Source organism: Methylophaga sp. UBA5088, from assembly GCF_002414625.1.
Classification (GTDB): Bacteria; Pseudomonadota; Gammaproteobacteria; order Nitrosococcales; family Methylophagaceae; genus Methylophaga; species Methylophaga marina.
The window spans coordinates 17,658-22,559 of sequence record NZ_DIAC01000026.1; the positions used below are offsets into that span (position 1 = coordinate 17,658).

Annotated in this window: 6 protein-coding genes; 4 read left to right on the plus strand and 2 right to left on the minus strand. The window is 45.1% G+C overall.

Translation table 11 applies throughout. The annotated features are described in order from the left end of the window. The 3 genes from B4K20_RS03150 to B4K20_RS03160 form a co-directional block, all read left to right on the plus strand. Nucleotides 1-1,717, plus strand: a 1,717-nt coding sequence (locus B4K20_RS03150; protein WP_289281854.1) for a penicillin-binding protein activator, incomplete at its 5' end; no start/stop codon positions are given. A 2-nt stretch (nucleotides 1,718-1,719) separates the two neighbouring features. After that, nucleotides 1,720-2,079, plus strand: a complete 360-nt coding sequence (locus B4K20_RS03155; protein ID WP_289281855.1) for a YraN family protein — start codon at nucleotides 1,720-1,722, stop codon at nucleotides 2,077-2,079. Nucleotides 2,080-2,122: 43 nt separating this feature from the next. Further along, nucleotides 2,123-2,710, plus strand: a complete 588-nt coding sequence (locus B4K20_RS03160) for a BON domain-containing protein (RefSeq protein WP_286305490.1) — start codon at nucleotides 2,123-2,125, stop codon at nucleotides 2,708-2,710. Between the two features lie 48 nt (nucleotides 2,711-2,758). Here B4K20_RS03160 and hemJ read toward each other — a convergent pair whose 3' ends face one another. Beyond that, a complete protein-coding gene (gene hemJ, locus B4K20_RS03165) occupies nucleotides 2,759-3,184 on the minus strand; it encodes a protoporphyrinogen oxidase HemJ (RefSeq protein ID WP_286305491.1) in 426 nt (141 codons plus the stop codon). Between the two features lie 57 nt (nucleotides 3,185-3,241). Here hemJ and B4K20_RS03170 point away from each other — a divergent pair, with 57 nt between their 5' ends. Then, a complete protein-coding gene (locus B4K20_RS03170; protein WP_286305492.1) occupies nucleotides 3,242-3,625 on the plus strand; it encodes a PilZ domain-containing protein in 384 nt (127 codons plus the stop codon). Here B4K20_RS03170 and radA read toward each other — a convergent pair. Then, nucleotides 3,622-4,902: DNA repair protein RadA (radA, locus tag B4K20_RS03175; RefSeq protein ID WP_289281856.1), on the minus strand; the 1,281-nt coding region annotated here is incomplete at its 5' end. The two genes, B4K20_RS03170 and radA, sit on opposite strands and share 4 nt — an antisense overlap.

A 4,902-nucleotide genomic window follows, 5' to 3' on the forward strand; every position in this document is an offset into this window, starting at 1 on the left:
CCGGGAAGCGGCCGAGGAATACGCTCAACTTGCTCTAACAAATGATGGCACAGAACAAGCGGCCTACCAATTGAAAGCGGCTCAAATGTATTGGCAGTCAGGACAAGTTGAGCAAAGCCAACAAGCACTTGAACAGATCAAACTTAGCTTACTCCACCCATCTCGACGCTATGAAGCAGCAATTCTGGGTGCCAATATTGCTCTCTTTAACAGTGATGGCGAGGGAGCCCTAAAAGCACTCAGCAATGTTCAGGAAAAAGACTTAGCCGCTCAGAATCTGAAAAGTGTGCTTAAGGTCCAGGCTGATGCCTATACTCTGACCGGAAACTGGTTAGAAAAAGCCAATACACATCTGAGACTGGAAAAAATCCTGACGGATGCCGACGCGTTAAAGAACAATCGGGAAGCTTTATGGCAGGCATTAATGCAAATGACACCGCAAGCCCTTGACCTATTCAATCCCGGCTATCCACCCGCTGAAGATAGTGGTTGGTTTGCACTGGCCTATAATATAAAAGCATACCAGGATAACCCGGAAGTGCTGGCTGTCGCACTCGAAGACTGGAAAAGAAGTTACCCCAACCATCCAGCCGATCCTGCGCTTTACCAAAAAACATTAGCCTCTGGCACGCATATTCCAAAAGACATCAATAATATTGCTGTTTTATTACCCCATTCTGGTCCATTTGTTGAGGCTGCAAAAATTATCAAGGATGCCATTATTGCGGCACAATATGTCAGCGGCTCAACAGCACAGTTACACTTCTACGACATCGAGACTGATGCCATCAGCGGGCAAAATAATGTGCTAACTCAATATGACGCCGCCGTAGCTGAAGACGCCAGTGTCGTCATTGGACCTTTACAAAAATCATCAGTAGAAACATTAGCCACCCACCCAGACCTGAGCATTCCGGTGCTGGCTTTAAACCGCACAGATGATGATCAGTCCTACCAAAATCTATATCAGTTTGGCCTGGCACCAGAAGATGAAGCCGTCGCTGTGGCCACTTACGCGAAACAATTAGGTTACAAACGCAGCATCGTGCTCGCCCCATACAACGATTGGGGACAACGCATTAGCTCAGCCTTCACTACGCAATGGCGTAAAGAAGGAGGCAGTACATTGATCGTCTCGAACTACAATGAAGCTGAAAATGATTTCCGGGATACACTCATTCCGCTAATGGGCTTGAATGAGAGTGAGCAGCGTTATAAATCCCTTCAGGGCACGCTGGGTCGCTCACTCGACTTTGAACCACGTCGACGTGAAGGTGTGGATTTTTTATTTTTAGTCGCACGCCCACTCAAGGCTCGACAGTTAGTACCTCAGCTCAAATATCACCGCTCTGGTCAATTACCACTATTGGCAACCTCACATGTGTACAGTGGTCAGGCCGATCCACAACAAAATATTGATTTAAATGATTTGGTCATCAGTGATATTCCTTGGGTATTTGAGGAGTTAGCGAGTGAAGATCCGGTTTACCAATCATTGAAAAATCAGTCGCCAGAGAACTTTACCAGCGCAATACGACTCTATGCTCTTGGCGTTGATGCGTACAAGTTGATACCTCAACTCAATACGCTGAGCCGTGATCCAACAAGTTCGATGGAAGGCGCTACTGGCAGCTTATCCATCAATGCACTAGGACACGTCACGCGCAAAATGCGGTGGGGAAAATTTGAACAAGGTGAGCTAAAGCTTATTAAATAATTATGTTTGCCAGGGATAAAGGCCAACAAATAGAACAACAGGTTTCACGGTATCTACAAAAGCAGGGGTTGCGTTTAATCGAACAAAACTACCAATGCCGTGGAGGTGAAATCGATTTAATTATGAAAGAAAAGAATACCTTGGTTTTTGTCGAGGTTCGATTTCGAAAGAATGCACGTTTTGGTTCAGCACTGGAGAGCGTGAACAAGCAAAAGCAGGCAAAAATTATCCTAACAGCCCAACATTACATCCAAACAACAGCCTCATCCGAAGAGCAGTTTAGATTTGATGTTGTTGCCGTGAGGCCTGCAGACTCCTCTTTACAGATTGAATGGGTAAAGAACGCTTTTCAACTTAATTAACTTATAACGATATAAGTACAAGGTTATTACAAGGAAAATCATTATGAACAAACTCAAAAAAGCAGCTTGGTTAGGCTTAGTCATACCTGCCGCTACGTTGTTTCTTCAAGCCTGTGTACCCGTCGTGGCAACAGGTGCGGCTACAGGCGCATCGGTTGCGTATGATCGCCGCACTACGGGGAGTGTAATTGATGATCAAGGCATCGAATTTAAAGCGTCTTACGCCATTTATAACAACAAAGAAATTTACAATCAGAGTCATATAAATGTGACCAGCTACAATGGTGTTGTTCTGTTGACGGGCGAAACCCCGAGCGAATCATTGAAGCAAAAAGTGACGGCAGAAGTGAAAGCGATTCCAAAAGTAAGACGCATTCATAACGAATTGGCGATTGCTGCGCCAAGCGCCTTACCATCACGTAGCAGTGATGCCTGGATTACGTCAAAAATCAAAGCGAAAATGACCACTGATGAAAACACCGATCCTTTCCACGTTAAAGTTGTGACGGAACGCGGCGTAGTTTATCTGATGGGAATGGTTAGCCATGCTGAAGCAGACCAAGCAGTGAATATTGTCAGAAACTCTGCTGGCGTTCAACGTGTGGTTAAGATATTTGAATACACAGATTAAACTGATTCGAGCAGTCAAAAAAAGGGCTCTTTACGAGCCCTTTTTTTATCAGAATGGTTTAACCACAACCAGAATGACAATAGCAATCAATGCCAGAACAGGTAGCTCATTAAACCAACGGTAATAGGTATGGCTACGCTCATTTTTATCTGCAGCAAACTTTCTCACCATTGAGCCACAGATTCCATGATAAGCAAATAGCAGTAATACCAAAGTCAGTTTGGCATGCAACCAGCCCATTGATGCAATTTGGTCGAGTGGATAATAACTGACAAGCCAGATACCAAATATGAGAGTCAAAAGTGCGCTGGGCGTCATGATGCCACGGTAAAGTTTTCGCTCCATAATCTTAAAGCGGTCTTTGCCAGCTTGATCCTCTGTCATTGCATGGTACACAAACAAACGTGGCAAATAGAACATCGCCGAAAACCATGTCACCACAAAAATAATATGAAGTGCCTTTACCCAAAGCATGGAGTATTCCTCTTACAAAAACAATGATAGTATCAGTTTATAAATAAGGGGGTAGTTATGACCGATTCAACCGCTCAGGATAGACGCCGATTCAGCCGTATACCATTTGATGCTGTCGCCCATATCAATACCGAAAATGGCGATTTGTTTCTTAATTGCCAAATCATTGATATTTCATTAAAAGGTCTTTTAGTTCATAAACCAGGACAATGGCAATCTGCGATTGGTGATAAATGCCGTTTAGATTTATTGCTGGATAACGCACAAGTCATTATCGAAATGGAGACCGTTGTTGCCCATATTGATGATGAGCAGATAGGCTTTGATTGTGAACATATTGGTTTGGATAGCATTACTCATTTGAAACGTTTGATAGAGCTCAATCTGGGTGATGAAGCCATTCTGCATCGTGAATTATCAGCCTTGATAGATGAGCATTAAGACGTCATATCCCGAAGAATGCTAATCACTTCTGAAAGATGCTTGACTGCATGAACTTTCATTCCTTTTAAGCCTTTTCTTGGTGCATTCGCTGCCGGAACAACAGCATGAGTAAAACCGTGCTTATTCGCATCTTTGATGCGCTCTTCACCAGCTTGCACTGGACGAATTTCACCCGTCAGGCCAACCTCACCAAACAATACCCAGTCTCTCGGTAAAGGTTTGTTTCTCAGGCTAGAAATAATCGCCGCTAACACCGCTAAATCTGCCCCTGTTTCACTCAATTTCACGCCACCAACAACATTAATAAACACATCCTGATCATGACAAGTAATGCCACCATGCCGATGCAAAATAGCCAACAACATGGCTAAGCGATTTTGCTCAAGCCCTACTGTCACCCGCCTCGGATTTCCAAGCGGACTGCTATCTACTAAGGCTTGTACTTCAACGAGCATTGGCCGACTACCTTCTCGTATCACTGTGACAATACTGCCTGGTACCGACTCCTCACCCCGAGACAGGAAAATGGCCGACGGGTTACTCACTTCTTTGAGTCCCAGTTCCGTCATACCAAATACACCGAGCTCATTGACTGCACCAAAACGATTTTTTACGGCACGGAGAATTCGAAATCGCGTTGAGGTGTCTCCTTCAAAATACAGTACCGTGTCGACCATGTGCTCAAGTACCCGAGGTCCGGCTAATGCACCTTGTTTTGTCACGTGACCAACGAGAATCATTGTCGTACCACTAGATTTCGCAAACCGAACCAGCTGTGCAGCACTTTCACGCACCTGTGCCACAGTTCCAGGTGCCGACTGTAATAACTCGGTGAACACGGTTTGAATAGAATCAATCACCATCACCTGAGGTTTACGGTTTTTAGCTACCTGAATCATCTGTTCTGCGTGAGTTTCAGCTAATAGATCGACCGGTGCCTGCTCTAACTGTAAACGCTCAGCACGTAGCCTGATTTGCTGTAGGGATTCTTCGCCACTGATATAGAGAGGACTGATACCACTGCTGTCAGCCATCGTCGCCATGGCTTGCAATAATAGTGTCGACTTACCAATCCCGGGATCACCACCAATTAAGACGACTGAACCGGTGACTAATCCACCGCCGAGCACACGATCAAGTTCTGGTAAACCTGTAGTCCAACGTACAGCCTGTTCTGATGTGACGTCTCCCAGCGCCTGCACTTCACTTTTTTGCTCACCAGCATAGCCTGAATGCTTACTGATTGTGGCTTGTGCGGTTGAAGACGCACTGGA

What these genes read in the sequence shown, in the direction of transcription:
- B4K20_RS03155 (WP_289281855.1), top strand. Translation starts at nt 1,720, where the DNA reads ATGTTTGCCAGGGATAAAGGCCAACAAATAGAACAACAGGTTTCACGG.
- B4K20_RS03160 (WP_286305490.1), top strand. Translation starts at nt 2,123, where the DNA reads ATGAACAAACTCAAAAAAGCAGCTTGGTTAGGCTTAGTCATACCTGCC.
- hemJ (WP_286305491.1), bottom strand. Translation starts at nt 3,184, where the DNA reads ATGCTTTGGGTAAAGGCACTTCATATTATTTTTGTGGTGACATGGTTT.
- B4K20_RS03170 (WP_286305492.1), top strand. Translation starts at nt 3,242, where the DNA reads ATGACCGATTCAACCGCTCAGGATAGACGCCGATTCAGCCGTATACCA.